Raw genomic sequence first — 26,195 nt, 5'->3', positions numbered from 1 at the left:
CCGATTGGCGCGTGTTACCGCCCCATCATGCTACGCGATGAAAAATCCGGCTGAATCGCCTATGCTTAGCCACATGGCTAACTTTCAACCCGGCATCAGCGACGTATTCCACGCACTCGCCGATCCGACACGCTGCGCGATCGTCGGCGCGCTCGGCAATGGCGGGCGGACCGTTTCGGCACTGGCCGCGCCCTTCGACATGGCGCTGCCGTCGTTCATGAAGCATCTCGCGGTGCTCGAGCGCAGCGGCCTCGTCACGACCCGGAAGACTGGCCGCTCGCGCACCTGCGAGCTGGTCGGCAGCCGGCTGGCGGAGGCCGAGCAGTGGCTCGCCGCGCAGCGCGCGCACTGGGAAGCGCGCTCTGATCGTCTCGTGGAATTCGTCGAACGCCGTCACCAGGAGGAGCAAGCGCATGTCAGCCAGCCACGTCGACCCCGCCGAAGCCCATGACCTCGTCATCACGCGCACGCTGCGCGCGCCGCGCCACGCACTCTGGCGCGCATGGACCGACCCGGAATTGCTGAAGCAATGGTGGTGCCCGAAACCGTGGACCACCGAAGTGCACGCGTTCGACCTGCGCCCGGGCGGCGCCTTCCACACGTTCATGCGCGGCCCCGACGGCGGCACGAGCGACAACCCCGGCTGCTTCCTCGAAATCGTGCCGGAAGCGCGAATCGCATTCACGTCGATGCTCACGGGCGGCTGGCGGCCGCAGGTGCCGTGGCTGGGCTTCACGGCCGTCATCACGATGGCCGACGACGACGCCGGCTGCCGCTACGAGGCGCGCGTGATGCACCCTGATGCCGCCACGCGCGAGCGGCACGAGGCCCTCGGCTTTTTCGATGGCTGGAACATCTGCATCACGCAGCTCGACGAATTCGCGGCCGCGTTGCGCTGAATGCGGCCGCATGCGCGGGCCATTGCATGCGGCTGCGCGCGCGCCTAGGATTCCTGAAGGGAGCATGACGAGACGCCGGCATCCGGCGTGCGCCGTCGTGCGCGTTCCGCGGGAGGCCATATGCTGCACATGCATACGCATTCGACCCGGGTCAGTCGGCACCTGAACGCGCCGCGCGAGTGCGTCTACCGCGCGCTGCTCGATCCGCGCGCCGTCGAACAATGGAAAGTGCCTGACGGCATGACGTGCCGCGTGCACGCATACGACGCGCGCGAAGGCGGCGCGCTGCGCGTGTCGCTGAGCTACGACGCACCTTCGGACGGCACCGGCAAGACCACCGCGCACACCGACACCTATCACGGCCGCTTCGTGACGCTCGTGCCGGACCAGAAGATCGTCGAAATCGACGTGTTCGAAACCGACGATCCGATGCTGCGCGGCGCGATGACGGTCACGATCATGCTGTCCGACGAAGCAGGCGGCACACGCATCGATGCGGTACACGACGGTGTGCCGCCCGGCGTGCCGGCCGCCGACAACGAGGCCGGCTGGCAAATGGCGCTCGCCCGGCTGGCCGCGCTGGTCGAGACGGGCTAGCGCGAGGCGACGGGCGCAGGACGCATCAGCCGAGCCGGTACGCGCGCGTGACGGTCCCGCGGAACAGCGCATCGCGCTCGCTCGGGCCCGCATGCGGGGTCAACCGCTTGAACGCGTTCCAGCCGTTCACGTACGAATACGAACCCTTGTCGACCGGGAAATTGCTCTCGAACATGCAGCGCTCGGCGGCGCAGGCGCGCGCTACGATGCGCAAGCCGTGCGCGACAGTCTCGCCCGATTCGCGGTACCGGATGGCCCCGCCCAGCCATAACCGGCCACGCGCATGCGGCGATGAGGCAGCGCAAAAGGCGGCCGCATGCGACACTGGCCGTCGACGCATGCAGCACGCCGTCGAACGGCGCCGCATATGCAACCGCCGTCCGGACACGCAAGGGAACCCCACGATGAACGCCGCGCGCACCGCCACCTGGTACTTCGATTTCGTTTCGCCGTTCGCGTATCTGCAGCAGGAACGGTTCGACCAATTGCCGCCTGCCGCCGCATACGAGCCGAAGCCGATCGTGCTCGGCGCGCTGCTCGCACACTGGGGCCAGAAGGCGCCGGCCGAGATCGCGGCGAAGCGCATCTTCACGTATCGCCACGCGCAATACCGCGCGGACAAGCTCGGCATTCCGTTCCGGATGCCGCCCGCCCATCCGTTCAACCCGATCCGGCCGCTGCGTCTCGCGATCGCGATGGGCGGCTCGCCCGACGCGATCCGGCGGATCTTCCGCCACATCTGGCGCGACGGCCAGGACGTATCGACACCGGACGGCTTCGCCGCGCTGTGCGAGGCGGTCGGCTTTCCGGAAGGCGTGACGGCCGTCGAAGCCCAACCGGTGAAGGACGCGCTGCGTGCGAACACCGATCAGGCGATCGCGCACGGCGTGTTCGGCGTGCCGACCTTCGAACTCGACGGCGACCTGTTCTGGGGCGACGACGCGACCGACATGTTCGTCGACTGCGCGACGTCGCGCGCGTGGCTCGACTCGCCCGAAGTGCGCCGCATCAGCGCGCTGCCCGAAGGTATCCGGCGCGGTTGACGGCGCGTGTGACGACGCTTGCGTGTCGCGCCCTTCGTCGAGCAGCGGCACGGCTTCGCGCATCATCGCGACGAAGTCCACGAGCAGCGCTTGGGGCGAGCGCGGGGCAACCCCACGCGGCTTGCACATCTTTTCTTTTTATTTTCGTTCGGTGCTTCGCGGCCCGGCGCAGCACGGCAGATCCACGCGGGATGCGACGCGCATTCGGTCATCCGATGCAAGTACGCGATCGCTCACCGGATTATCCAGTTCAACACATTATTTTTCGACGATGCGCAGTGAACGCGCGCGCATCCGTCAGATGATTCGACATGACCGCGCCGCACGGTCATTCCCAATCCGGCCCCATCGGAAAATCGCGTTTTCTAAGGGGAATCCCGGTATTTTTTCCCATTTTCTTCGAAATTACCGGTGACATACTTGCCCCCCATTGCGCTCCCGTGCGAGCGCGCTTCCTGATCCCTGCCGGTCGCGTGTCATGTGCTGCGTGTCCGCCGGGGTCGCAGAACATGAACAATTTCGACACCGCGATCCAGACCTTCCTCACCCACATCACGTTCGGACCGCTGATGAATCACGCGATCCGTGTGATCGCCGGACTCTATACGTTCAAGGGCTTCATCCTCATCCCCGTGCTGTGCTGGCTGTGGTTCCAGCCGGGACCGGAACGCGAACGGCAACGCGAGCTGGTCATCGCGACGGTCGCGAGCGGGCTCGTCGCGCTCGCGTTCGGCCGGCTGCTCGCGAAAGTCCTGCCGTTCCGCGTGCGGCCGATCTACAACCCCGATCTGCACCTGCACTTCCCGTCCGAGGAACTGCGCGCGGCCACGCTGCAGGCGTGGAGTTCGTTTCCGAGCGATCACGCGATGCTGTGGATGGCGATCGCGACAGGCATCTTCATCATCGCGCGCCGGGCCGGCGTGCTCGCGCTGCTGTATGCGGTCGTGTTCATCTGCGTGCCGCGCGCGTATCTCGGCTATCACTATCCCACCGACCTGATCGCCGGTGCCGCGATCGGCATCGCGATCGCGTGGCTGCTGACGCGCGATGCGATTCGATCGCGCTTCGCGCCGCAGGTGCTGGAGGCGATCCGGCGCTTCCCCGCGCCGGCCTATACGCTCGCGTTCCTGCTGTGTTTCGAGCTGATCACGCAGTTCGACGAACTGCTGACGCTCGCGCAGTCGGTCAAGCACACGGCGATGTAACGGGACGGCGCCGCCATGCATCCGCTGCTGTCGTCACGACGCCCAGGCACGCGCTGCCGGCCCTGCGCGGCGGCATCACGCCATGCGCACGCCGCCGGTCAGGTCGCCGCCGCGTCGGCAACCGCGGCCGCGCATGTCAGTCGCGATCGGGCGCGCCGAGCGGGAAGAACGCACGATACGGCCGCGCTTCGTCGACCGCCCGCGCGAACGACGGCCGCGCAAGCAGCCGCTTGCGATACGCGATCACGTTCGCGAACGACGGGTCGATCCGGTGCGTCCAGTCCGCGTAGAACAGGAACGGCGCCGCGCCGCAGTCGGCGAGGCTGAAGCGGTCGCCGGCCGCCCATTCGCGATCGGCCATCGTGCGATCCAGCCACGCATACGACGTTTCGAGCATCGCGCGCGCGTCGGCGACACCCCGCGCATCGCGCTCGTGCGCCGGACGCAGCGCATCGAACACGACCTTCTGCTGCGGCGTCGATACATAGTTGTCGAAGAAGCGATCCATCGTCCGCACTTCCAGCGCCGCGCGCCGGTCGTCGGGCACCAGCCGCACGGGGCCCGGATGGTAGAGGTCGAGGTATTCGACGATGATCGTCGCCTCGATCACGGTGCGGCCCGCGTCGACGAGCACCGGGAAACGCTTCATCGGCCATAGCGCGGCCAGTTCCTGCATCGGCTTCGGATCGTCGTGCGCGAGCACGCGATACGCGAACGGCGTGCCGTTCTCGTACAGCGCGGTCAGCACCTTCTGGCAGTAGGACGAAAAGGGATGGGCGTATAGCGTCGGCGTCATCGCGGGGCTCTCGGGTTTCGGCGCCGCGTCATGCAGCGCCATGTGATCGGATACCTTGACGACGAACGGCGCCTCGCCGATTCGACAGCGGCCCGAACATTTTTTCGTATGCGGTATCGCGCCGTTACGACCGGCCATCCATCACGACGCGACCTTCGCCGCGCCAGCGCAGCATCCCGCCGCCGAGGTTCGCGACCGCATCGAAACCGGCCTTCAGGAGAATCACCGTCGCCTGCGCGGAGCGGCCGCCGGCACGACACACGGTCACGATCGGCCGGTCGTGCGCGAGCTCGCCGGTGCGCGAGGCCAGTTCGCCGAGCGGAATCGGCGTCGCGCCGGGCAGATGGCCGAGCGGGCCCGAGAATTCGTCCGGCTCGCGCACGTCGACGACCTGCACCTCCGGCAGGTGATCTTCGAGCCACTGCGGATCGATTTCCCAGAACCCGGCGAACGTGTAGACGAGCGGCGCCCAGTCGGCCACCGCGTGCGCGTCGGGTGCGTTCGCAGCCACGCCGCACTGCAGATTCGCCGGCACCGCGACGTCGATCTGGCGCGGATGCGCGAGCCCGAGATTGCGCATGTAGCCCGCGAAATCGTCCTCGCTGAGATCGCCGCCGAGGCGCGGGTTGAAGCGCCGCTCCTCGCCGACGCTCGTCACCGTCAGCCCGCGATAGTCGTGCGCGGGATACAGCAGGCAGGCGGCCGGCAGCGTGAACAGCCGGCCGTGCACCGCGCGATACAGCGCGCGCGGGTCGCCCTGCTGGAAATCCGTGCGGCCGGTGCCGCGTATCAGCAGGCAGTCGCCGGTGAACGCCATCGATTCGTCGTCGAGCACGAGACTGATGCAGCCGCTCGTGTGGCCCGGTGTCGCGCGAACGGTAAGGTAGCGCGTGCCGAATGCGCAGCGATCGCCGTCGTTCAGGTAACGGTCGGCGCCCTGCGCGCCGCTCGCGGCCGAAATCGCGATCGCGCTGCCGGTGCGCTGCTTCAGCAGCCACGCACCCGTCACGTGATCGGCGTGCACGTGCGTGTCGACGGTCGCGACGAGCCGTAGCTCGAGCTCGTCGAGCAGTGCCGCGTCGCGGCGCACCTGCTCGAACACGGGATCGATCAGCAGCGCTTCGCGCGATGCGCCGTCGGCAAGGAGGTACGTGTAGGTCGACGATTGCGGGTCGAAGAGTTGCCGGAAGATCATGGCGAAGTCGCTCCGTCGGCTGGGCGTGCGGGTTGTACGGATCGTGCGAAGGGTGCCGGTTGCGACACCCGCCGCGCGGGGCGCGCGTTCATACAGGGTAGTGCAAAACGCGCACACCACCCGCATCGCTGCATGCAGTGAGGTGTCATGCCGCGCCCCGGCCATCGCGCGCGCGGTCTTACGCTACCGCCTGTTCTCGTCTCACGTTCACAGGAATTGCGTCGACATGTCGATGACGATCGATCACAGACAAAGACAGGTAAACATTTGATTTTTAATAATTTGTCTCGCGCCGGTCAAAACGCAGGCTATCTATCTTTTACTGATTTTTATTGAGTTTCCGAACTATCGCTCTTTGTCGCGGGCACAATTCGGTCACTGCATCCCGGACGCATAATCGCACGCGGTTCGAGATCAGACGCGATTACCGCATCTCGATCGCGACTTCGTTGTCTCCGTAGTTTGAGGGATAACCCTTGGCAGTCTCGCCACCTCTGCCGCATCCCGCACACACATACCCGCAAAGCTACTTGCGAGCACCGATGATGCAGCAGTACCTGCGCCTTATCTGACAAGGCTAGGTACACAAAGCTCCGCCAAGACCTACGGCCGCCCTTTTGGGGACGGGCCGTTACCGACCCTAAGCCGCCAATGACTCCCCGCCCGTTGTGCGTCCGCTTTTGAAGTTGAAGCGGCCCGTCCCATGCCAACGCCGAATGATCGAAGGCAGTCGACCGAGCCCTGAGACATTCTTCCCGGTGCGTGGACCGTCAGGGTTTTGTTGGTCAGCCACTTCAATGTCACCTTGCTTTATTCCTCCCAGGAATGACTGTTATCGACGGCGCCTGTCTTCTTCGAAAAAGCGCTGATCTTCATCATTTGCTCACCGTCAACCAACAGGAGCAAAACGATGAGCAACTTCCAAACCTACACGATCGATGACGCACCGGCCGCCTCGAAGGCAAGCCTCGAAGACACGAAGCGCGCCTTTGGCTTCGTCCCCAATCTTCAGGCGCATATGGCGGAATCGTCCGCGCTGCTCGCCGGCTATTCGGCGCTATGGGACCTGTTCTCGAAGAGCACGCTGACACCACACGAACAGCAGGTGGTCTACCTGACCTCGAACTTCGAGAACAACTGCCACTATTGCATGGCCGGTCACAGCACGCTCGCAAAGATGATCAGGATGGATGCAGGTGTGATCGCAGCGCTGCGCGCCGGCACGCCGCTGCCCGATGCAAAACTCGAAGCTTTGCATCGATTCACGACGCTCGTGGTGCGTGAACGGGGCTTCGTCCCCGAAGCCGAAGTCGACGCGTTCCTCGCCGCTGGCTACACCCGTCAGAACGTTCTCGAAGTGATCCTGGGCGTGGCCACCAAGGTGATGAGCAACTACACCAACCACATCGTCCACACCGAACTCGACGCCTTCATGGCCGGTAACGAGTGGACCAAACCTGTCGCTGTCACCGCCTGATCCATTCTCGGGAGCCCGTATGGCTCCGTCCAATCTTGCGCCCAGACTTATCGAGGAACTGCAATGTCCACGTTCGACCGCTATAAAACCGCTTACCCTAACGCTGCGCTGACCCGCACGCCGGAAGGTGTGCTCGAAGTCCGGTTTCATACTGATGGCAAGAAGCTTGTGTTCAATGGCCATACGCATGAGCAGTTCACCGACATGTTTCATCAGATCGGCGAAGATCCGGATAACCGGGTGGTCATCCTGACAGGAAGCGGCGACGCATTCATGGACGCAATCTCTCCGGAAGGTTTCGATTTCTTCACGCCGCGTGGCTACGACAAGATCTTCCGCGAAGGACGCAAGATCCTGATGAACATCCTGGACATCGAAGTCCCGATGATTGCCGCGCTGAACGGCCCCGTCCTGCTGCACTCGGAATACGTCCTGCTGTGCGACATCGTGTTGGCCACGCCCGATACGATCTTCCAGGACATGCCGCACGCCGCGTTCGGCATCGCACCGAATGACGGCGTCCATCTGCTCTGGCCGGAAATGATCGGCAGTATTCGCGGCCGGTACTTCGTGCTCACGCAGCAAAAGCTCGACGCAGCCGAGGCGAAATCGCTTGGCGTCGTCAGTGAGATCGTCCCCGCGGATCAACTGCTGGAGCGCGCGCACACCATCGCATCGACAATCGCGAAACAGCCCCCACTCACCACCAAATACACCCGCATCGGACTGACACAGCGGCTGCGGCGCGTGATCGACGAAGGCATCGGTTACGGCCTGGCCCTCGAAGGTATTACTGCGGCCGAAGTAGCTCGCATGGCCGCCGCGCAAAACGCAGCTTGATTCCCTCATTCGTCAATTGCTCAATTCCTCTCAACGGAGAACACTCATGTCACTTCAGGACAAACTCGACGCTTTCCGGGCCGACTTCAAGGCAGGCAAACCGCCGTTCAACGCACCGCCGGACATTCATCCGGTGATGGAACGCGCCACGGCAGCGCTGATTGCGAGCGGCCAGGCAGCCCGCGCGATCAAGGCTGGCGACCGCGCGCCGCATTTCAACCTCAAAGATCAGGACGGCAACGACGTCTCTTCCGCCGCGCTGCTGGTGAAGGGTCCGCTGGTGGTGACGTTCTATCGCGGCGTCTGGTGTCCGTACTGCAATATCGAATTGCAGGCGATCAACGAAGTGCTGCCACAGATCCAGGCCTACGGCGCAAACGTCGTGGCGGTCTCTCCGCAGACGCCGGTCAACAGCCGCAAATCTGTGCGCACCAACGAACTCGGCTTCCCGGTATTGAGCGACGTGAACGGTCAGACGGGCGCTGACTTCGGCCTGCGCTTCGCGTTGCCCGACTACCTGGTCGAGTTGTACAAAAATCTGAAGAATGACCTGCCCGCATTCAATAACGATCCGAGCTGGACATTACCGATGCCCGCGCGCTACGTCATCGGACAGGATGGGATCGTGCTGTACTCGGAGGTCAACCCGGATTACACGCGTCGTCCCGATCCGTCGGACATGTTCCCGGTTCTGGAAAAGGCGACGGCCAACGCGTGAGCCCTACCGCTCAACGTCTGGCAACTGCCACGCCGCGCCGGAGAACCCGGCGCGGCTTTCCCTTCCTTCTGATCCGTAGAGGATATTAGATGACACAGCGTACATTCCTTATAACCGGCGCGACCAAGGGTATTGGCCTCGCGTTGACAGAACGTCTGATTGCCGAGGGCCACCACGTGGTGGGTCTCGCGCGCGAAGCAAGCGATTTTCCGGGCGAACTGGTCCGTGTCGATCTGGCCGACCGTGCCGCCACCGGTGCGGTGCTCGATGACCTCGTGCCACGTCATCGGTTCGATGGCGTGGTGAACAACGTGGCGTTAGTAAGGCCGCAGCGTCTGGGGCAAGTCGCTCTAAATGATCTCGACGACGTTCTCGCGCTGAATCTTCACCCTGCCGTGCAGACCGTGCAGGCGCTGCTTCCCGGTATGCGGGAACGGGGGTGGGGACGCGTCGTGAACATTTCCAGCCTGACGATTCTCGGCATGACGCAACGCACGGCCTATGCAGCGGCGAAAGCCGCGCTGGTGAGTTTTGCGCGTTCGTGGGCGCTGGAACTGGCGGGCACGGGCATTACGGTGAATGCCGTCGCTCCGGGGCCGACCGAGACCGTGCTGTTTCGCGCGAACAATCCTCCCGGCAGCGAAGGCGAGAAGCGCTATCTGGCCTCGGTGCCGATGGGCCGTTTCGGCCAGCCCCATGAAATAGCCGCGACGATCGGGTTTCTGCTCTCCGATGCCGCCGGTTTCATGACCGGTCAGACGCTTTACGTCGACGGCGGTGCGTCAATCGGCAAGCTCGCTTTCTGAAGGCGCGCTGCCGTTGCCCGTGCCTGCGGCGCCGAGGATCTCTTCCACGAAGGCGACGAACGCCCGCGCCTTCGCACTCACCAGCCGTCCGGCCGGGAATACCGCCCACAGGTCGATCGGGGGCAGTTCCCAGTCGGTCAATACCGCCTGGACCGTGCCGTCGGCGAGTTCCGGCGAGAACATCCATTCCGACGCGATTGCCAGGCCCAGGCCGCCGAGCAAGGTCGTACGCATGCCCTCGGCGGCGCTCACGCTGACGCGCCCCGACACCACCACCGCCACTTCTTTTCCGTGCTGGCTGAACGCCCACGATTCGCCACCGCCTCGCAACGAATACACGATCACCTGATGCTGGCTGAGCTCCGCAGGGGTCTTCGGCACGCCCGTTTCGGCGAGATACGTAGGCGTTCCGACCACCAGCCGACGGCTTTGCGCGATGCGGCGTGCGGTCATCGTCGAATCGTCGAGCGAACCCATCCGCAGCGCCACGTCCACACCTTTTTCGAGCAGGTCGATGGTGCGATCGTCCAGCACGATATCGATCTGCAAGTTCGGGTGCCGGTCCAGAAACGTCTTCAACGCCGGCAGAATGTGCAGCCGCGCGAAGGTCACGGCTGCGCTGATGCGCAGCACGCCGGATAGCCCGGTCGACGCGTCACGCGCGACATGCTCGGCGAGGTCTGCTTCTTCGATTGCGCGCCTCGCGTGCTCGTAGAATCGCTGACCTGCATCGGTGGGCGTCAGGCCGCGCGTCGAGCGCAACAGCAGTCGCACGCCGAGCCGCTCCTCGAGCTGCGCGATCGACTTCGAAACGGCCGGTTGCCCGAGCTTGAGCCGCTTGGCGGCCGCCGAGAACGATCCCGCCTCCACGACGCTGACGTACGTTTCCATTGCCGCCATCCGGTCCATGCTGTTGCTCTCCATGAGGACCGTGAAAGTCCCTGCTGTGGTTGATCTGTGGCCGAGATGTGTTCAGGCGGAAGTCTAGCGCGTCAGAACATCGGGGCTATGAAATTGCCGATGATCGGTCTTTGTCATCTGACTCCCGTTCAAAAAGGGACTTTGCTAGAAGCCCATTGGCCCTATTGAAGGGGGCAGATCAATGATGTACAGGTTGGTACTTTGTTTTCGTAGCAAACACGGTTGGAGTGAACATGCCCGTGATCACGCTGGGTTGCTGAAGCAACCGAATATTTTCAGATGGGGCATGTTCCCGGAAGAGATTCCGGCGTAACGCGCATGCAGGATAAGGCTGGCGACCCGCCAGCGAATAGAAGGTGGTGAGATGCCGTTTCATCTCACGAGCGCAACGGCGACTTCAGACGGAGGCCCTACCGGAAACACGTTATGAAGATACAGACGAAAGTGATCTTGACATAATCGCGCTCATAGAAGCGTGATCCACCGTCGAGACGTACTGCTGCGCCGCCCTCAGGAAATTTGAACAATAACGCGTGGAAAACCCAAAAACCGATCTTCATTGACACCGGGAGTCATATCAGCCGTTCGATCAGTGCTCGCCTCGTTGCCGCGTAACGACGCGCCAGTCTGGTTGTGGATAGCCAGGTGCAAAGCCAACCCACACGCTCGGGCGCCTCTCGCCGTTGCCGTCCTGGGAAGGTAGATCGCGCATTCTATCTCCGCGAATTCGGGGGCCCGATCTCTCCGGCATTTCTGATGCGGCCTCTGATTCTCAAGGCTTGGAATCCCGCGCCAACAGGACGACTGAACTTGCTGGTGCGCGTGTGAACACGTCTGGCGCCAATTGCGAGCGCCTGCATTTCCCCGCCCGCCTGTCTCGTTGTCGATGGCGCCGGGACGAGGCACTGGACGTCAAGAAGCAGTTCGCTATCAGTCAACCTCTGAAAATTTCCGCGACGCACGATTGCCCTGACGCCGCTCCGACACGCGATACGTGCCTGAGCGGGTCAACGGGTTGATGTACGTGATGAAGGCTGATTGCGGGAGACGCAAGGGGGTTGCACCATGAATACAAACATCGGATCAAATTCGACATATGAACGGCGGGCGATTGCGTTGCTCGCACTTGGCTTCGGGCTGGTCGGTCTCGACCGCTGGCTCATTACACCGCTGTTCCCTCAAATGATGCGGGACCTCGGTCTCACCTATCAGGATCTCGGGAACGTCACGGCCGTGCTTGGCCTCGCCTGGGGCGTGTCGGCGATCCTGATGGGACGCTTGTCCGACACGGTCGGCCGACGCAAGATCCTGATACCCGCCATCATCCTGTTTTCGCTGCTGTCGGGGTCTACCGGCCTCGTCGGTGGTGTCGGCGTGCTTATGATGACGCGCGTCCTGATGGGCATTACCGAAGGCGCGTATTGTCCCGCCAGCTTCGCGGCAGGCGACGACGCTTCGCCACCCGTTCGCCGCGGCTTGAACCTTGGCATCATTCAGGGCTGCTTCGCGCTTTTCGGGCTTGGTCTCGGGCCGATCATTGCCACCCAGCTCCTGTCGGTCGTCCCGTCGTGGCGCATCGTGTTTGCCATCGTCGCCGTACCCGGGTTGCTGTTGGCGTTTCTGATGTATCGCACCATTCGCGACCCTGCTCATATCGCGTCGGCAAAGTCGGCACAACGCGTGTCGCAACAAGAGCGCTGGAGTTCAGTGCTCCGTTACGGCAACGTGCGCGTCGGTATGGGTGCCATCTTCTGTGCAATGGCCGGACTGTTCGTTCTCGCGGCCATTACCCCTGTGTATCTGACCGACTTCCGTCACATGCCGACGGCACAGATGGGTTTCGTGATGTCGGGCCTCGGATTTGGCGGATTCGCGGGTCAGATTTTCGTATGCGGTATTTCCGATTCCATCGGTCGCAGGAACGCCGCGAAGATTACCTTTCTCGCCGGATGTGCATCTCTGCTTGCTTTCGCTTATGCGCCGACGATTCCAGCAGTGTTGTTCGCTCTCCTGTTTGTGATCGCGTTCTTCTGCTGCGGTGCGATTTCGTTGATGGCCGGTCCAATTGCGGCGGAAGCCGTTCCCTCGTCGCTGACGTCTTCTGCGGTGGGTGCCGTCGTTGGCGCCGGGGAGATCTTCGGCGGCGGCGTCGCCCCAGCTATTGCAGGCTTTATCGCTCAACACATGGGCCTTCAATCCACGATCCTGTTCGCCTCGATGGCGCTCGGCACCGGCTTTCTGCTCGCCTTTCTGCTGCGGGAAACCGCACCGGGAAAACGAGGTCATGCCCCGACGCACGAAAGCCTGACTGCACAGAAAAGCTGAGTTCCATCGGAGATCTTCGAATGAAAACGCTTCATCGGCCGTCAGCCGCCTTTCTGACCATGGCTGCTCTGGGCAGCGTATCAGCGCATGCTTTTGGCCAATCGAATGTCACCTTGTATGGCATCGTCGATACGGGCCTTGTCTACCAAACCAAGTCCTCCGGCAACGCCGGGGCGTTGAAAGGCGCACTCGATGGTGGGTGGGCGCCCTCGATCTGGGGATTGAAAGGGCAGGAAGACATCGGCGGCGGGACGAAAATCGGGTTCGCGCTCGAGAACGGGTTCTCGACGACGACAGGGCAGTTCGGCAATTCGAACGGCGGTATTTTCGGTCGTCATGCGTATGTGCAGGCAACTGGCGATTTTGGCGACATCAAGGCCGGCCTGCAATTCTCGCCGTTCTTTCTCGCGATCGGCGGCCGTGATCCGCGTGCCATGTCCAACTTCGCGAGCGCATTCACGGAATATCTGGGCAAGATCGGCATCAACGGGATTTTCGACGCCAATTCGTTCGTGTATACGTCGCCGACATTCGGCGGCTTCACCGGCAGTGTTCAGTACGCGCCCGGCGGAGTTGCGGGCAGCAGTGTGAAGGGACGCCGGCTCTCCGGCTCGCTGACCTATGCGGCCGGACCGTTCTCCGCCGACGCGGCGTATTACCAGGCGAAAGACTCGACGACCGGTCAGACCGCCATCGACGGCGCCACGCTCGGCGCGTCATACTCATTCGAATCGGTGACGGGATACGCGCTCGCCATTCGCCTGCGCAATAACGAGGCGCCTGGCAGCCCGAACTATATGACCTATGGCGGCGGGCTCTCGTGGAAACCGTCTGCCCCGATTCTCCTGGACTGCGGGGTGTATTACTCGAAAGACCGATCGGCAAGCGCCAGTCATTCGCTGATGTATTCGGTGGGTGGTATGTACTCGTTGTCGGTGAGGACGTCGCTTTATGCGCAAGTCGCGCTCGTCAACAATCATGGAGGCATGGGAACCGGCGTCGCCGCAAACGGTGACCTCACCAGCATCCCGAACGGCAATACGCTGGCAGCTTCGGTAGGTATTCAACACCGGTTCTAGTCGGAACGGTGTTCAGTTTAATCACAGGTACTCAAATGGCACTAGAACATCCGAAGTACGTTGCGGCAGTCGTTCAGGCTGTTCCCGAATTCCTGAACCTCGACAGGGGGATCGAAAAAACGATCGCCTTGATCGACGAAGCCGGACAAAACGCAGCCGCATTGATTGCATTTCCGGAAACCTGGCTGCCCGGCTATTCGTTCCACGTGTGGCTCGGATCTCCCGCGTGGGCGCTTGGGTCAGGTTTCGTCCAGCGCTATTTCGACAATTCGATGACGTATGACGGTCCGCAAGCCGCAGCCCTGAGGGACGCTGCGGCGCGCAACAAGATTACGGTGGTACTGGGCTTGTCGGAGCGGTGCGGCGGCAGCCTTTATATCGCGCAATGGATCATCGGTCCGGACGGCGCGACTATCGCCACGCGCCGCAAGCTGCGGCCGACGCATGTCGAGCGCACCGTATTCGGCGATGGCGACGGCAGCGATCTGGCCGTGCACGATCTTGACATCGGCCGCGTCGGTGCATTGTGTTGCTGGGAGCACGTTCAGCCCCTGGCCAAGTATGCGATGTATGCGCAGCACGAACAGGTGCACGTCGCGGCCTGGCCGAGTTTCTCCATGTATGAATTCGCGCCAGCCCTCGGCCATGAGGTGAACAACGCGGTCAGCCGGGTTTATGCGGTCGAGGGCTCGTGCTTCGTGCTCGCGCCGTGCGCGGTGATCAGCGAGCAAATGGTCGACATGTTGTGCGACACGGCAGACAAGCGTGCAATGATCCGTGCCGGCGGCGGGCATGCCGTGGCGTATGGGCCGGACGGTGCATCGCTCGTCGAGAAACTGCCGGAAACGGCGGAAGGGTTGCTGTACGTCGACATCGATCTCGCGCGCATCTCGCTCGCGAAGGCGGCAGCGGATCCTGTCGGGCACTACGCGCGCCCCGACGTCTTACGACTCTGGTTCGACAAGCAACCGCGGCGGTGCGTGGAGCATGCCGGCCAGAATGATGCGTCGTGCAGGTCGCAACTGCCGATGCGGGATGGTGCACCGAACGACACCGACGATCGTCAGGACGCCGTCGATTGATGGATTAGCCGGTATTCGCGCGGCGTTTTCATGTAATGAGCACGAAACGCTCGACTGAAATGCGCCGCGCTCGCAAATCCCCAGGTTCCCGCGATCTGCTCGATAGTGCAATTCGCATAGCATTTCAGCGAGAGCCACTGCGCACAGCGCTCCAGTCTGGCGACGAGAATCATCCGGCCGATGGTGGTTTCATCCTGTTGAACGAGGCGATGAAGATAGCGTGCCGACATGCCCAGCGCCGCCGCCGCCATGTCGGCATTCAAATCGGGATTCCGCAGATTGTTCGAGATGAACTGACGCAATTGTTGCAAGTGCATCGAATGAAGATTGGTTCGAGGGCCAGGGCGGACTTGCATCCACTCCGCCAGTAGCCCGCCGACCATATCTGCAGCCGATGTGGAAATTTGCGGCGCGCTGGGAGATCGGGCGAGCCGATCGCGTTCGGCGCACAGCGTTATGAGGTGTTGAGCCACGAGCATGCCAAGGCCTTCCGTGCCGGAGATCGTATGCGCGACGAAGGTGTCTCGAAGCGGGATCCGGTACGTGACCAGCGACATCGGGAACCGTATGCAAATTTGGTCGAACGGCTGGGAGAGCTCCCAGCGAAACGGTCTGCGCGAGTCAAAAAAAACGAGGTCGTAATGTTCGACGGACGCGGAACGTCCGTCCTGAATCAACCTGCCGGCCCCCTGCAGTTGCAGACTGGCAAGGATATAGTCTCCATCCGTGTTGGAGATCGACGCGACATCATGCTCGGCGACGTGCCGCCCACCGGATATTCGCGAGACGCAGACGTCGGCGATCGTCGCGCTTTGTATGTTTCCCGCGAAGTGCGCATCCCGTTCGTGCGATATGACAAGCGGAACGCAGCATTGCGCTGCCGCCTGCTCCCATTTGGCGAGCGATACAAGCGATTCGTTAACGCGACAATTCGCGTTCGAGGTATCAGGCGATCCCATTCTTCGATCTTCCAACGGCAGACGGCTGCGTCACATGATCCATTTTGAGAAATATGGTTCCGCCAATTTCCGGCGTCAATCGGCGATTGTCACCGGAAATTCGTATGACTAACCTCGCCTCGAATCTGCGGATGCGGGAATATGCTGACGGACGACGGCAAGCGCTGCGAACACGACCGTCATCGCCGAGCCCAGCATCAGCAGGTAGCCGGTTCCACCGGTCGCAGTAAACACGGTCGCACCGGCAAATGCGCTGAGAATTGTCCCGAGCCGGCCGAAAGCGAGTGCGGATGCAGTGCCAGTTGCCCGGACGCCGGTCGAATAGACATATGCGCAGAGCGCATACATCGTCGATTGGACGGCGTTGACGAACAGGCCGTGCAGCCCAAGTCCAATGACCAGCAATGTCGTCTGATGCTTCAGGTCGACACCCAGGATCAGCCACGCGCTGACGGCGCCCCCGATGTAGCACAGAAGCAGGGGGCCGCGCGAACCGTAGCGAGCGATTGCCACCGCACACGCGAGTGCGCCGAGCACGCCGCCGAGATTGTAAGCAGTTAATCCGTAGCCCGCGATCGCGACCAACAAGCCCTCGCTTGTCAGCATGGCGGGCAGCCAGCTGAACGCCGCATAGACGGCAAGCAAGCATGCAAAGAATGCGCTCCAGATCGATACCGTATCTCGCGCGCGACCTTCGCGGAACAGGGTCAGGAATCCGGTCTGCTTCTCGGTTTGCTGCTCGCGTGCATCGGTGAACGTGGTGTCGGAGTGGAGTTGACGGCCCATGCGTGCGAGCAGACGCACGAGGTAGGGCCGCCGATGCCGACGGCGCGCGAGGTAGCGGGGCGATTCAGGCAGCATGACGAGCAACACGATGCCCAGGACGAGCTGCAGGATGCCGCCCGCAACGAACAGGCCACGCCATCCGTACGATGGCAATACTTGCCCCGCGAACAATCCGGCGAGCATCCCGCCAAGCGGTACGCAAACGATGGTTGCGGTTACCGCAAGCGTCCGATAACGGGCCGGTGTGAATTCGGCCGTGATGGTCGTCGACGTGGGCAGCGCTCCACCGATACCCAGGCCTGCCAAGAAGCGCAGCATCGCGATGACGGCAATGTTCGGCGCGAACCCGATCGCGCAAGTCGCAGTGCCGAAAATCAGCACGCTCGCGATGACGGCCCAGCGACGCCCGAATCGATCGGCGAACAGGCCTGCCACTGCGCTGCCGATTCCCATGCCGATCAACCCGGCCGCGACGACAGGCGCAAAGGCTCCGCGTGTTACGCCCCATTCCTTGATTAGGACCGGGATCGCAAAGCCGATGATTTGACTGTCGAAGCCGTCCACGACAATGGAAAGCGCTGCAAGGACGACAGCGATTCGCTGTACGAGTGCGTATGGACCGTGATCGAGCGTGTGCCCGATATCGACCGATTCACCGCCGTACAGGCTGGCGCCGCGTGACGAGGTTCGCGTCTCGGACGACGCGGGAAGGGACTGGTCCATTTTGTCTCCTGAGGCGCGCAGCGGGCCCTTGTCTTTGAAATGTCCGCACCGCGGCCGGCTGCGTGGATGTGTTGGCGAATGGTTCAACGACATGCTTGGCGACAGCCGACATGCGCTTCCGTGTCGAGCTGTCGCCCTGATCGACTAACGAGCGCGGGCCTCGACGAGTCGGACGAGGCAGGCCAGGCTGTTCGTATACGGCACCTCCGCACCGACTTTGCTGGCGGCCTCGACAACTGCACCGTTGATCGCTTCGATCTCGGTACGCCGGCCAGCCAGCACGTCCTGCAGCATCGATGGCCGATGCGTGCGATGGTGGGCGAGCGCATCGCGCACATTCGACGCCACGTGCGCCTCATTTGCCGAAATCCCGAACGCACGTGCCACGGCGACAACCTCCGATACGATCTTCAGCGCCAGTACTTCGCCGTCAGCGGTATTCGTCAGCTCGCCGACCATGCATTGCGTCACGGCACACAGACTGTTGAGGGCGGCGTTGAACGCAACCTTCTCCCAGATCGCGGCCCAGACATCGGGATCGACCTTGCATGACAGACCAGCGTCATTCAAAGCGTGGACCGTCTGCTCGAGCGCGCTCGTATGCGCGCCGTTCGCGCTCATCAGCCGGATCGTGCCTTGACCATGTGAGCTGACCGCGCCAGGTTCCGACTTGTCGGCGGGCCACGTGGTCACACCGACCATGACCCGATCGGGCGATGCCGATTGGCTGAGTCGTTCGGCGTTCCCCAAACCGTTTTGCAAGGGAAGGATGGCGGAGTCGGGGCCTAGCGCAGCGCTTGCGGCAGCAAGTGCTGCGCTCGTATGCATCGTCTTCGTGAAGACGACGACGAGGTCGACTGGCCAGGTGGCTTCTTCCGGTTTGAGCGCGACCAGATTGCGCACGATCTGCTCGCCGGAATCGGTCGAAAGCCGCAGGCTGTTGTCGCGAATCGATGCGAGATGAGCGTCGTCGATATCGAGCAGGCTGACCGAATGACCGGCCAGCGCGAGACGGCCGCCAAAGAACGAACCCATTGCGCCGGCGCCCAAAATTGCGATCTGCATGGCGTGCTCCTCGGAACGGGTAGTGGCGGGGGCTGGTCTGCAGGGTGATCCACCGCAAGTCGGTGAACTCCGCGATACCCGAATGGCCGCCGAATCGGCCGAAACCGCTGTCCTTTACGCCGCCGAACGGCATTTGCGCCTCGTCGTGTACCGTCGGCCCGTTGATATGGCAAATGCCCGATTCGATTCGTCGAGCGACGTTCATCGCGCGTGCGCTGTCGCGACTGAACACGGCCGACGCGAGACCATAGGGATTGTCGTTCGCGCAAGCGATCGCGGCTTCCTCGCCGCGCACGCGCACGATCGGCTTCACCGGTCCAAATGATTCGTCGTGGTAAATGCGCATCGCCGGTGTGACGTGATCGAGCAACGTGGCGGGCATGAGGGTGGTGTCAGCCTTTCCGCCATTCACCAGTGTGGCGCCGTGCGCGAGCGCATCGTCGATCAGTGCGTTACAGCGCTCGACCGTGCTCATGTCGACGACCGAGCCGAGAACCACCGGGCCGTTTCGCGGATCGCCGAGCGGCAGCGCACGCGCGCGCACGGCGAGCCGCTCGACGAATTCATCGGCGATCTGTTCGTCGACGATAATGCGCTCGGTCGACATGCAGATTTGCCCCGAATTGGCGAATGCACCGAAGATTGCCGCATCGACCGCAGCGTCAATGTCCGCATCGTCAAGCACGATGAACGGCGCCTTGCCGCCGAGTTCGAGCACTGCCGGTTTCAGATGACGGGCGCATTGTTCCGCGATCAGGCGCCCCACGCGTGTCGAACCCGTGAAGTTGACCCGTCGGACCTTGGGATGGGCGACCAGCGCGTCGACGATACTGGCTGCGTCTGACGGGGCGTTCGTGATGAAATTCACCGTACCGGGCGGCAATCCGGCCTCCTGCATCGCCTCGATGATCAGGCCGTGCGTGGCCGGACAAATCTCCGAGCCCTTCAACACCACCGTGTTGCCGCATGCGAGCGGCAGTGCGATTGCGCGCACACCCAGAATGACGGGAGCGTTCCAGGGCGCGATGCCAAGGACGACGCCCGCCGGTTGGCGCATGCCCATTGCAAGGCTGCCGGGGACGTCCGACGGGATCAGTTCGCCGCCAATTTGCGTGGTCATCGCGGCGGCTTCGAGCAAGCCCTGGGCCGCCAGATGAACGTTGAAGCCGGCCCACAGGCCAGATGCGCCGGTCTCGGATGCCATTGCCGCGGCAAAGTCCTCGGACCTGGCTTCGAGCGCATGGGCCGCAGCCGTCAGCAGTTCGCGCCGCTTGAGCGGACCGAAGCCCGACCAGATCGGGAACGCGCGGGCCGCAGCATCCGCTGCTGCCTCGGCATCTTCGACGGTCGCGGCGGGCGCGCGCGACGCCACCGCACCGTCAAGCGGATTGCGGCGCTCGAACATCGCGCCGCTGCGTGCCATAACTTGCTCACCGTCGATGAGCATCGACACTGTCTTCATCGTTTGTCTCCTGGATTGTTCGGGGGGCGAGGGCGGCTTACGCGACCTCGATTTCGACGAGTGACGGACCGTTCGCCGCGAGCGCGCTTCGTAGCGCGTCGCGCAGGCCGTCGGCGTCGGTCGGGCGCTCGCCCGGGCATCCCATGCCGGCGGCGATCTTCACGAAATCGAGACCGGGCAGGTCGGTACCCTGCACGGGGTCTTGCGGACCGAAGCCGAACACCGGCGCGAAATCCTGTAACGCCGCGTAGCGCGTGTTGTTCAGAATCACGAACGTGATGGGCAAGCGCAGATGTATGGCCGACCAGATCGCCTGGGTCGAGTACATGCTCGAGCCGTCTCCGATCACCGCGATCTCGAGATGGCGGGACTGGTAGGACCGGTGATAGAAGCGGCGGCGGCAGAGCTTGGGCCGCTATTGGCACGCGCTGGCGCAGCCTTGTTGGGCGGGGCGGCAGTGGCGGGAACGGGGAGTCTGTCGGGTGATACACCGCAGGACAAAAGTGACGCAAAGCCAGACGTCCGCGCGATTCCGCGAACCGGCGAAAGCTGCAAGAAATGCCCGCCGGAAGGAGGCCGGCTTCAGCGGATGAATCACGGCGTAAACTGGACGTCGTACCGTTATCAGGCACGCATCACTGGCTTCGCATTCGATACCGCCGAGTGCCGCTGGAGTGACGAGTGGAATTGGCAGAACGTCGATTTCGGAGCCTATCCGAACCTTTGTGTGTGAGGCATAAACTGAAGGCCAAGGAGCCACTTTTATGCCACGCAAACGCAAGGAAGAAGTGATGATAGAACCGGGCAAGGGCTTGAACCTGGACCCGGAACTGATCAAGCAACTGGTGCCCGGGACGCTGGACCGGGCGACGATCAACGAGCAGCTTGCTGCGCTCAAGAAGGCGATCTTCGAGCGCGCACTGGGCGGCGAGTTGGCCCACCACCTCGGCTACGAGAAGGGCGAAGCCAAGCCGGCCGGCAGCACGAACCATCGCAACGGCACCAGCCGCAAGCGCATCGCGACCGACGACGACCTGCTCGACGTCGAGATTCCGCGCGACCGCGCAGGCACCTTCGATCCGGTGCTGATCGCCAAGGGCGAGCGACGCTTCACCGGCTTCGACGACAAGATCATCGCGATGTACGCACGCGGCATGAGCGTGCGGGAGATTCAGGGCTTCCTGCAGGAGATGTACGGCATCGAAGTGTCGCCGGACTTCATCAGCACGGTCACTGACGCGGTGATCGACGAAGTGCGTGAGTGGCAGCAGCGGCCGCTCGAGCCGATGTACCCGGTCGTGTTCTTCGACGCCTTGCGCGTCAAGATCCGCGACGAAGGCGTGGTGCGCAACAAGGCGATCTATCTGGCGCTGGGCGTGCGCCGCGACGGCACGCGGGACGTTCTGGGCCTCTGGATCGAGCAGACCGAGGGGGCCAAGTTCTGGCTGCGGGTGGTGAACGACCTGAAGCTGCGTGGCGTGCAGGACATCCTGATTGCCGTGGTCGATGGCCTGAAGGGCTTCCCGGAAGCGATCAATACGGTGTTCCCGGAAACGACGGTCCAGACCTGCATCGTGCATCTGATCCGGAACTCGCTGGACTTCGCCAGCTGGAAAGACCGGAAATCGGTCGCAGCGGCGCTCAAGGAGGTCTATCGGGCACCGTCGGCCGAAGCGGCCGCCGTGGCGCTGGATGCATTCGACGCGAGCCCGTGGGGTACGAAATACCCACCGATTGCCGCCCTCTGGCGCCGGGCTTGGGATCAGGTGATTCCGTTCTATGCCTTCGCGCCGGACATCCGGAAAATTGTATATACGACCAACGCCATTGAGTCGCTGCACATGCAGCTTCGGAAGATCATCAAAGCGCGCGGCCACTTCCCATCGGACGAGGCCGCGCTCAAGCTGATCTGGCTGGCGCTGCGCAACGTCGTTGCCAAGTGGACCGGCTCCCGGCACGATTGGAAGAGCGCGATGACCCAGTTTGCGCTGCTTTACCCGGAGCGATTCAACATCGGAATCTGAGTCTTAACCCGCCTCACACACAAGATTCCGGATACCTCCCCGTCGCCCCACGGAAATACGCATCGAAGCAGGTTTTCGATGACAAGCCGGGCGTCGGCTGGATGCTGTACCTACCGAAGATCATCACGCAACAACAGGTACCGGAGGCACGCGCCCTTATTCCGGTCGAGGCTTCCGGAAAGCAGACTGGCACGATCGTCGTCAGCGTGATCGATGGCACGTTCTCTGTCGACAATCCCGAGCACGTCGAGGTCGCAAATCGCATCGAGATCCGCCTCGTTGATCAGGATCTCCTGCCGACCTATGCGAGTATTTGACGGAGGTGGGGCTACCGCCCCACCGATCATCTGTCGTTAGAACAGTCCGACAGGCTGCGCCGCGTCATCCCAACTAAAGATGATCAGCTCGTTTCGCTCACCCCCCTTTCCGCCACCAACCGTGTATTGAATTGGCACGGTCTCGATGTGAAACCCGTCGAAAGCACGCCGAATATCCGGATGGTCGTTCAGACTGACGATCGCACGTCCCTTCAGCGATCGAAGATCGCTGCGCCATCTTCTCGTACTCGCCAAACGGGAACTCGATTTGGTTGCCCGGCGCGCATGGATTCATCCAGATCAGGCAAAAGCAGGCAAGTCGATCGGCGTCCCTCTGAACAGCGAGGCGATCGCACTGATACGCAAGCAGATCGGCAAGCACCACCGGTTTGTATTCGTCCGAAACGGCAAGCGGATCACGTCGTGGGATCGAGAGCAATGGCTCGCCGCGTGCGCGCGCGCGAACATCGAGAATTTTCGATTTCACGATGTACGGCACACTTGGGCTAGCTGGCACGCTCAGAGTGGCACACCGCTTGAGCGTCTGAAGGAGTTGGGTGGATGGTCGAGTTACGACATGGTTCTCCGATATGCGCATCTTGCGCCAGACCATCTGGCACATCATGCCGAATCGGTCACAGTTTGGTCCCAAGGTGGGACCGATTTCCATGCCACACTTGATCGTCAAGCATCATGATCGGCCCCAATGCCATGACTACCAAGGCTTCATCGTTTTAAGTATGACAACCTGTCTCGGTCTATGTGATACATGTCGATGACGATCGATCCGAAACAGGCCGCCGCGCTGCTGGCCGTCGCCGACACCGGCAGCTTCGAGCAGGCCGCCGTGCGCCTGCACGTGACCGCATCCGCCGTCACGCAGCGGGTGCGCGCGCTGGAAGCGAGCCTCGGCACGCCGCTCGTGCTGCGCACGCGTCCGTGCCGGCCGACGGTGGCCGGACAGCGCGTGCTGCAGCACCTGCGCCGCGTCGCGCTGCTGCAGGCCGACCTGCAAAGCACGCTCGCGGCCGAGCGCGAATCGCCGATCTCGGTCACGATCGCGCTGAACTCCGACAGCCTCGGCACCTGGTTCCTGCCCGCACTGACGTCGGTGCTCGCGGGCGAGCGCATCCTGTTCGAGCTGATCGTCGAGGATCAGGATCACACGTTCGCGCTGCTCGAAAGCGGGATGGCCGTCGGTTGCGTGACGACCGAGCCGAAACCGATGCGGGGCTGCGTCGCGACGCCGCTGGGCACGATGCGCTACCGGCTGCTCGCGGCCGCCGCGTTCGCCGGGCGCTGGTTCCCGCGCGGCCTGAGCCGCACGAGCGCGCGCGTCGCACCGGTCGTCGCGTATTCGCGGCGCGACACGCTGCAGTCCACGTTCCTCAAGGAGAAATTCGGGTTGCCCGAAGGCGCGTATCCGTGCCATTACGTGCCGGGCACGCACGCGCATTTCGCGGCGGTGCGGCACGGGCTCGGCTACGCGATGGTGCCGGAGCCGCTGATCGGCGGCGCGCCGCTCGACGCGCAGGGGCTCGTCGATCTCGCGCCCATGCATCCGACCGATATCGCGCTGTACTGGCACGCATGGACCGTGCAGTCGCCGACGATGGCGTCGCTGTCCACGCGGGTGGTCGAAGCGGCGCGCCGGCTACTCGCGCCGCTGTCGTGACCAGCGTCGCCGGCACGTCGCCTATACTTTTTTCGTCGGCCTCGCGAACGCGCCGCGCGGCCGATCACGCCCATCCGGCCGTTCCCTTTCCCGTGAGGAGAACATCATGTCCCGCCGCTATATCGATTGCCGTGAGTTTCCCAGCGCGATGCATTGCTCGGTCGCGATTTCCGCCGACTCCGACAACGAACTACTGGAGGCCGCCGTGCAGCATGCGGTCTCGGTGCATCAGCACACCGACAGCGCCGAACTTCGCACGCAGCTGAAAGCACTGTTCCGCGACGGCACGCCGCCCGCCGACATGCCCCGGCACGCGTAGTCCACCGGCACGCCAGATATCGACAGACGGGCCACAGCACCGCCCCGTCGCCTCCCCACTCCCGCTTCGCGCCGCGCCTGCACCCCCGGGCCGGCCGGCGCATTCCACCTTACGCGCGCCGCTGCGCGAAATACGCGCCGACCGCGTCGATGAAGGTATCGATATCCGCGCGCGACACGTCGCAGTGCGTGACGAAGCGCGACGCGTACAGCATCTGCGTGAGGATCCCGCGTTCCTTCAGCCACGCCTCGAGCGGCGCGCAATCGGCTTCGGGGAATTGCGCGAACACCATGTTCGTCGCGTGCGACAGCACCTTCACCGGCTCGATGCGCGCGAGGCCGGCGGCGAGATGCGCGGCGTTCGCGTGATCGTCGGCGAGCCGCTCGACGTTGTGGTCGAGCGCATACAGGCAGGCCGCCGCGAGAATGCCGGACTGCCGCATCCCGCCGCCGAGCACCTTGCGCCAGCGCTGCGCGCGCTCGACCAGCGCGCGATTGCCGACCAGTACCGAACCGACCGGCGCGCCGAGCCCTTTCGAGAAGCAGATCGACACGGTATCGAACGGCGCGCACAGCTCGGCGATCGGGCGGCCCGACGCGACGGCCGCATTGCACACGCGCGCGCCGTCGAGGTGGGTCGCCAGCCCGCGGCTGCGCGCGAGCGCGACGGCTTCCTGCACATAGCCGTCCGGCAATACCTGGCCGCCGATCGTATTTTCGAGCGCGAGCAGGCGCGTGCGGGCGAAGTGGTTGTCGAGCGGCTTGATCGCCGCGGCGATCTTCGCGAGCGGCAACGTGCCGTCCGGCGCATTCTCGATCGGCTGCGGCTGGATGCTGCCGAGCACGGCCGCGCCGCCGCCTTCGTACTTGTAGGTGTGGGCGAGCTGGCCGACGATGTATTCGTCGCCGCGTTCGCAATGCGCCATCAGCGCAGCCAGGTTGCTTTGCGTGCCGCTCGGGAAGAACAGGCCGGCCTCCTTGCCGGCCCGCTCGGCCGCGACCGCCTGCAGGCGCAGCACGGTCGGGTCGTCGCCCCATACGTCGTCGCCGACTTCGGCGGCAGTCATTGCGGCCAGCATCGCCTGGCTCGGACGTGTGACGGTATCGCTGCGTAAATCGATCATCTTCGTGCCCTGAGTGAACGCGGACCGGAACCGATGCGCCCGGCCCTGCCGAAACGAGACTCAGAGTGTACGCAATTCGCGCAGCGCCTGCCGATGCATCGCGCCGCACAAGGAAGCGGCGCGCGATCGTGCGCGCCCGACGCACGATCCCCCCGCGACCGGCACGAAGCGACGCGCCCCGCGCCGGGGCGGGGAGGCCGGCATTCGGGGCGGCATCGTCAATAGCGCGGCGGCGGCGGCTGGACACCCGGCGGCGGCATCGGCGGCGCCGCGCGCTGCGCGCCTCCGACATATCCGCCGCTCATCCCTCCCGGCACCGGCACGCGGTTGCCGGTTGCGTACATGCATTGCAGATACGCGTAGTCGTAGCGGCGCTGGACGTCGTAGGCCGAGCCCTGCGCGGCGCCCGCGCCCACGACGCTACCCGCGAGCAGCCCGGCACCCGCGCCGACGGCCGCGCCGGAGCCGCCGTTGAACGCGGCGCCCGCGGCCGCGCCGAGCGCGGTGCCGACGGCCGCGCTGCCGACCGCGCTCGCGGTGGACGCCTGCCCGGCGCTCACGCCGCCCGATTGCTGGAACGCGTACTGGCGGCAGTTCGCATCGTCGACGCGGAACTGGTCGAACGACTTGCCGGTGCCCGGCAGCGACATCACGCTGGGCCCGGTCGGCACGTACGCGCACGCGCCGAGCAGGCCGGCCAGCGCCAGCACGGCCGGCACGCGCAGCGATCGAATCATGGGGTTCATCGTCGGGCCTCCC

Annotated in this window: 25 protein-coding genes and 6 pseudogenes; 19 read left to right on the top strand and 12 right to left on the bottom strand. The window is 63.7% G+C overall.

Going from position 1 to position 26,195, the window contains the following annotated elements:
• The first annotated feature begins 73 nt into the window (after positions 1-73).
• From WS66_RS01030 to WS66_RS01020, 3 genes are all read left to right on the top strand, one after another.
• Positions 74-451 carry an ArsR/SmtB family transcription factor gene (locus tag WS66_RS01030; RefSeq protein WP_059608084.1) on the top strand — a complete coding sequence of 126 codons (378 nt, stop codon included), beginning with the start codon at positions 74-76 and terminating at the stop codon, positions 449-451.
• Entirely contained in the window at positions 414-899 is a 486-nt protein-coding gene (locus WS66_RS01025) for an SRPBCC family protein (protein ID WP_059608083.1), read from the top strand. Before WS66_RS01030 ends, WS66_RS01025 begins: the two co-directional genes overlap by 38 nt.
• A gap of 120 nt (positions 900-1,019) precedes the next feature.
• Positions 1,020-1,496: an SRPBCC family protein gene (locus tag WS66_RS01020; protein WP_059608082.1), complete on the top strand. Its 477-nt coding sequence runs from the start codon at positions 1,020-1,022 to the stop codon at positions 1,494-1,496.
• A gap of 25 nt (positions 1,497-1,521) precedes the next feature.
• Here WS66_RS01020 and WS66_RS34735 read toward each other — a convergent pair.
• Positions 1,522-1,737: pseudogene (locus WS66_RS34735) on the bottom strand (amidohydrolase family protein); the annotation flags it as partial.
• Positions 1,738-1,900: 163 nt separating this feature from the next.
• Between WS66_RS34735 and WS66_RS01005 the strand changes: the two are divergent.
• From WS66_RS01005 to WS66_RS00995, 3 genes are all read left to right on the top strand, one after another.
• Positions 1,901-2,539 carry a 2-hydroxychromene-2-carboxylate isomerase gene (locus WS66_RS01005; RefSeq protein WP_059608120.1) on the top strand — a complete coding sequence of 213 codons (639 nt, stop codon included), beginning with the start codon at positions 1,901-1,903 and terminating at the stop codon, positions 2,537-2,539.
• 18 nt (positions 2,540-2,557) lie between these two features.
• The gene (locus WS66_RS01000) at positions 2,558-2,821 is read left to right on the top strand and encodes a hypothetical protein (RefSeq protein WP_059608080.1); all 264 of its coding nucleotides are present in this window, start codon (positions 2,558-2,560) and stop codon (positions 2,819-2,821) included.
• Positions 2,822-3,048: 227 nt separating this feature from the next.
• Positions 3,049-3,744 (top strand): phosphatase PAP2 family protein, encoded by a 696-nt coding sequence (locus WS66_RS00995; protein WP_059608079.1) that lies wholly within the window; start codon positions 3,049-3,051, stop codon positions 3,742-3,744.
• A gap of 136 nt (positions 3,745-3,880) precedes the next feature.
• Here WS66_RS00995 and WS66_RS00990 read toward each other — a convergent pair whose 3' ends face one another.
• Together WS66_RS00990 and WS66_RS00985 are read right to left on the bottom strand one after the other, a co-directional pair.
• A complete protein-coding gene (locus WS66_RS00990) occupies positions 3,881-4,540 on the bottom strand; it encodes a glutathione S-transferase family protein (protein ID WP_059608119.1) in 660 nt (219 codons plus the stop codon).
• A gap of 124 nt (positions 4,541-4,664) precedes the next feature.
• Positions 4,665-5,735: a rhodanese-like domain-containing protein gene (locus WS66_RS00985; RefSeq protein ID WP_059608078.1), complete on the bottom strand. Its 1,071-nt coding sequence runs from the start codon at positions 5,733-5,735 to the stop codon at positions 4,665-4,667.
• Positions 5,736-6,645: 910 nt separating this feature from the next.
• Between WS66_RS00985 and WS66_RS00980 the strand changes: the two genes are divergently transcribed.
• The 4 genes from WS66_RS00980 (at position 6,646) to WS66_RS00965 (ending at position 9,576) form a co-directional block, all read left to right on the top strand.
• Entirely contained in the window at positions 6,646-7,212 is a 567-nt protein-coding gene (locus WS66_RS00980) for a carboxymuconolactone decarboxylase family protein (RefSeq protein ID WP_059608077.1), read from the top strand.
• 63 nt (positions 7,213-7,275) lie between these two features.
• Complete coding sequence (locus tag WS66_RS00975; RefSeq protein ID WP_059608076.1) at positions 7,276-8,052, top strand: enoyl-CoA hydratase/isomerase family protein; 777 nt, start codon at positions 7,276-7,278, stop codon at positions 8,050-8,052.
• Positions 8,053-8,098: 46 nt separating this feature from the next.
• A complete protein-coding gene (locus WS66_RS00970) occupies positions 8,099-8,770 on the top strand; it encodes a peroxiredoxin-like family protein (RefSeq protein ID WP_059608075.1) in 672 nt (223 codons plus the stop codon).
• 89 nt (positions 8,771-8,859) lie between these two features.
• Positions 8,860-9,576 (top strand): SDR family oxidoreductase, encoded by a 717-nt coding sequence (locus tag WS66_RS00965; RefSeq protein ID WP_059608074.1) that lies wholly within the window; start codon positions 8,860-8,862, stop codon positions 9,574-9,576.
• Here WS66_RS00965 and WS66_RS00960 read toward each other — a convergent pair.
• On the bottom strand, positions 9,553-10,485 hold the full coding sequence (locus tag WS66_RS00960) for a LysR family transcriptional regulator (protein ID WP_059608118.1): 933 nt from the start codon (positions 10,483-10,485) through the stop codon (positions 9,553-9,555). The two genes, WS66_RS00965 and WS66_RS00960, sit on opposite strands and share 24 nt — an antisense overlap.
• 1,077 nt (positions 10,486-11,562) lie before the next feature.
• On the opposite strand from WS66_RS00960, the gene WS66_RS00955 reads away from it, so the two are divergent.
• Genes WS66_RS00955 through WS66_RS00945 form a run of 3 tightly spaced genes read left to right on the top strand, consistent with a single transcriptional unit; the run spans position 11,563 to position 14,983 of the window.
• Positions 11,563-12,822: an MFS transporter gene (locus tag WS66_RS00955; RefSeq protein ID WP_059608073.1), complete on the top strand. Its 1,260-nt coding sequence runs from the start codon at positions 11,563-11,565 to the stop codon at positions 12,820-12,822.
• Between the two features lie 20 nt (positions 12,823-12,842).
• Positions 12,843-13,901 carry a porin gene (locus WS66_RS00950; RefSeq protein WP_082729081.1) on the top strand — a complete coding sequence of 353 codons (1,059 nt, stop codon included), beginning with the start codon at positions 12,843-12,845 and terminating at the stop codon, positions 13,899-13,901.
• A gap of 35 nt (positions 13,902-13,936) precedes the next feature.
• Positions 13,937-14,983, top strand: coding sequence for a carbon-nitrogen hydrolase family protein (locus WS66_RS00945; RefSeq protein WP_082729080.1), 1,047 nt, complete (start codon positions 13,937-13,939; stop codon positions 14,981-14,983).
• Here the strand turns inward: WS66_RS00945 and WS66_RS00940 are convergent.
• From WS66_RS00940 to WS66_RS00920, 5 genes and pseudogenes are all read right to left on the bottom strand, one after another.
• Entirely contained in the window at positions 14,965-15,942 is a 978-nt protein-coding gene (locus tag WS66_RS00940; RefSeq protein ID WP_059608071.1) for a helix-turn-helix domain-containing protein, read from the bottom strand. The two genes, WS66_RS00945 and WS66_RS00940, sit on opposite strands and share 19 nt — an antisense overlap.
• Before the next feature lie 108 nt (positions 15,943-16,050).
• Entirely contained in the window at positions 16,051-17,451 is a 1,401-nt protein-coding gene (locus tag WS66_RS00935; protein ID WP_082729079.1) for an MFS transporter, read from the bottom strand.
• A 144-nt stretch (positions 17,452-17,595) separates the two neighbouring features.
• Positions 17,596-18,516, bottom strand: coding sequence for a ketopantoate reductase family protein (locus tag WS66_RS00930; RefSeq protein ID WP_059608070.1), 921 nt, complete (start codon positions 18,514-18,516; stop codon positions 17,596-17,598).
• Between the two features lie 13 nt (positions 18,517-18,529).
• Positions 18,530-19,978, bottom strand: a pseudogene (locus WS66_RS00925) (aldehyde dehydrogenase); the annotation flags it as partial.
• 37 nt (positions 19,979-20,015) lie between these two features.
• Positions 20,016-20,333, bottom strand: a pseudogene (locus WS66_RS00920) (thiamine pyrophosphate-dependent enzyme); the annotation flags it as partial.
• Positions 20,334-20,339: 6 nt separating this feature from the next.
• Between WS66_RS00920 and WS66_RS00915 the strand changes: the two are divergent.
• From WS66_RS00915 to WS66_RS00905, 3 genes and pseudogenes are all read left to right on the top strand, one after another.
• Positions 20,340-20,708, top strand: a pseudogene (locus WS66_RS00915) (Tox-REase-5 domain-containing protein); the annotation flags it as partial.
• A gap of 34 nt (positions 20,709-20,742) precedes the next feature.
• Positions 20,743-22,002, top strand: coding sequence for an IS256 family transposase (locus tag WS66_RS00910; RefSeq protein WP_108064601.1), 1,260 nt, complete (start codon positions 20,743-20,745; stop codon positions 22,000-22,002).
• A 56-nt stretch (positions 22,003-22,058) separates the two neighbouring features.
• Positions 22,059-22,319, top strand: a pseudogene (locus WS66_RS00905) (immunity 52 family protein); the annotation flags it as partial.
• 36 nt (positions 22,320-22,355) lie between these two features.
• Here WS66_RS00905 and WS66_RS34185 read toward each other — a convergent pair.
• Positions 22,356-22,596, bottom strand: a pseudogene (locus WS66_RS34185) (DNA methyltransferase); the annotation flags it as partial.
• Between WS66_RS34185 and WS66_RS00895 the strand changes: the two are divergent.
• The 3 genes from WS66_RS00895 to WS66_RS00885 all read left to right on the top strand — a co-directional run bounded on the left by WS66_RS00895 (position 22,588) and on the right by WS66_RS00885 (position 24,313).
• Entirely contained in the window at positions 22,588-23,016 is a 429-nt protein-coding gene (locus tag WS66_RS00895; protein WP_236872910.1) for a site-specific integrase, read from the top strand. The pseudogene WS66_RS34185 and the gene WS66_RS00895 sit on opposite strands and share 9 nt — an antisense overlap.
• Before the next feature lie 72 nt (positions 23,017-23,088).
• Complete coding sequence (locus tag WS66_RS00890) at positions 23,089-23,994, top strand: HTH-type transcriptional regulator ArgP (protein WP_059598957.1); 906 nt, start codon at positions 23,089-23,091, stop codon at positions 23,992-23,994.
• A gap of 106 nt (positions 23,995-24,100) precedes the next feature.
• Positions 24,101-24,313 (top strand): DUF1059 domain-containing protein, encoded by a 213-nt coding sequence (locus tag WS66_RS00885; protein WP_059598956.1) that lies wholly within the window; start codon positions 24,101-24,103, stop codon positions 24,311-24,313.
• A gap of 109 nt (positions 24,314-24,422) precedes the next feature.
• Here the strand turns inward: WS66_RS00885 and ltaE are convergent, their stop codons facing one another.
• Positions 24,423-25,436, bottom strand: coding sequence for a low-specificity L-threonine aldolase (gene ltaE / locus WS66_RS00880; RefSeq protein WP_059598955.1), 1,014 nt, complete (start codon positions 25,434-25,436; stop codon positions 24,423-24,425).
• A gap of 218 nt (positions 25,437-25,654) precedes the next feature.
• Positions 25,655-26,182, bottom strand: a complete 528-nt coding sequence (locus tag WS66_RS00875; protein WP_059598954.1) for a YMGG-like glycine zipper-containing protein — start codon at positions 26,180-26,182, stop codon at positions 25,655-25,657.
• Positions 26,183-26,195: the final 13 nt, after the last annotated feature.

The sequence above is a fragment of the Burkholderia sp. LA-2-3-30-S1-D2 genome, assembly GCF_001523915.2.
Classification (GTDB): domain Bacteria; phylum Pseudomonadota; class Gammaproteobacteria; order Burkholderiales; family Burkholderiaceae; genus Burkholderia; species Burkholderia diffusa.
This window is presented reverse-complemented; position numbering and strand designations above follow the sequence as displayed.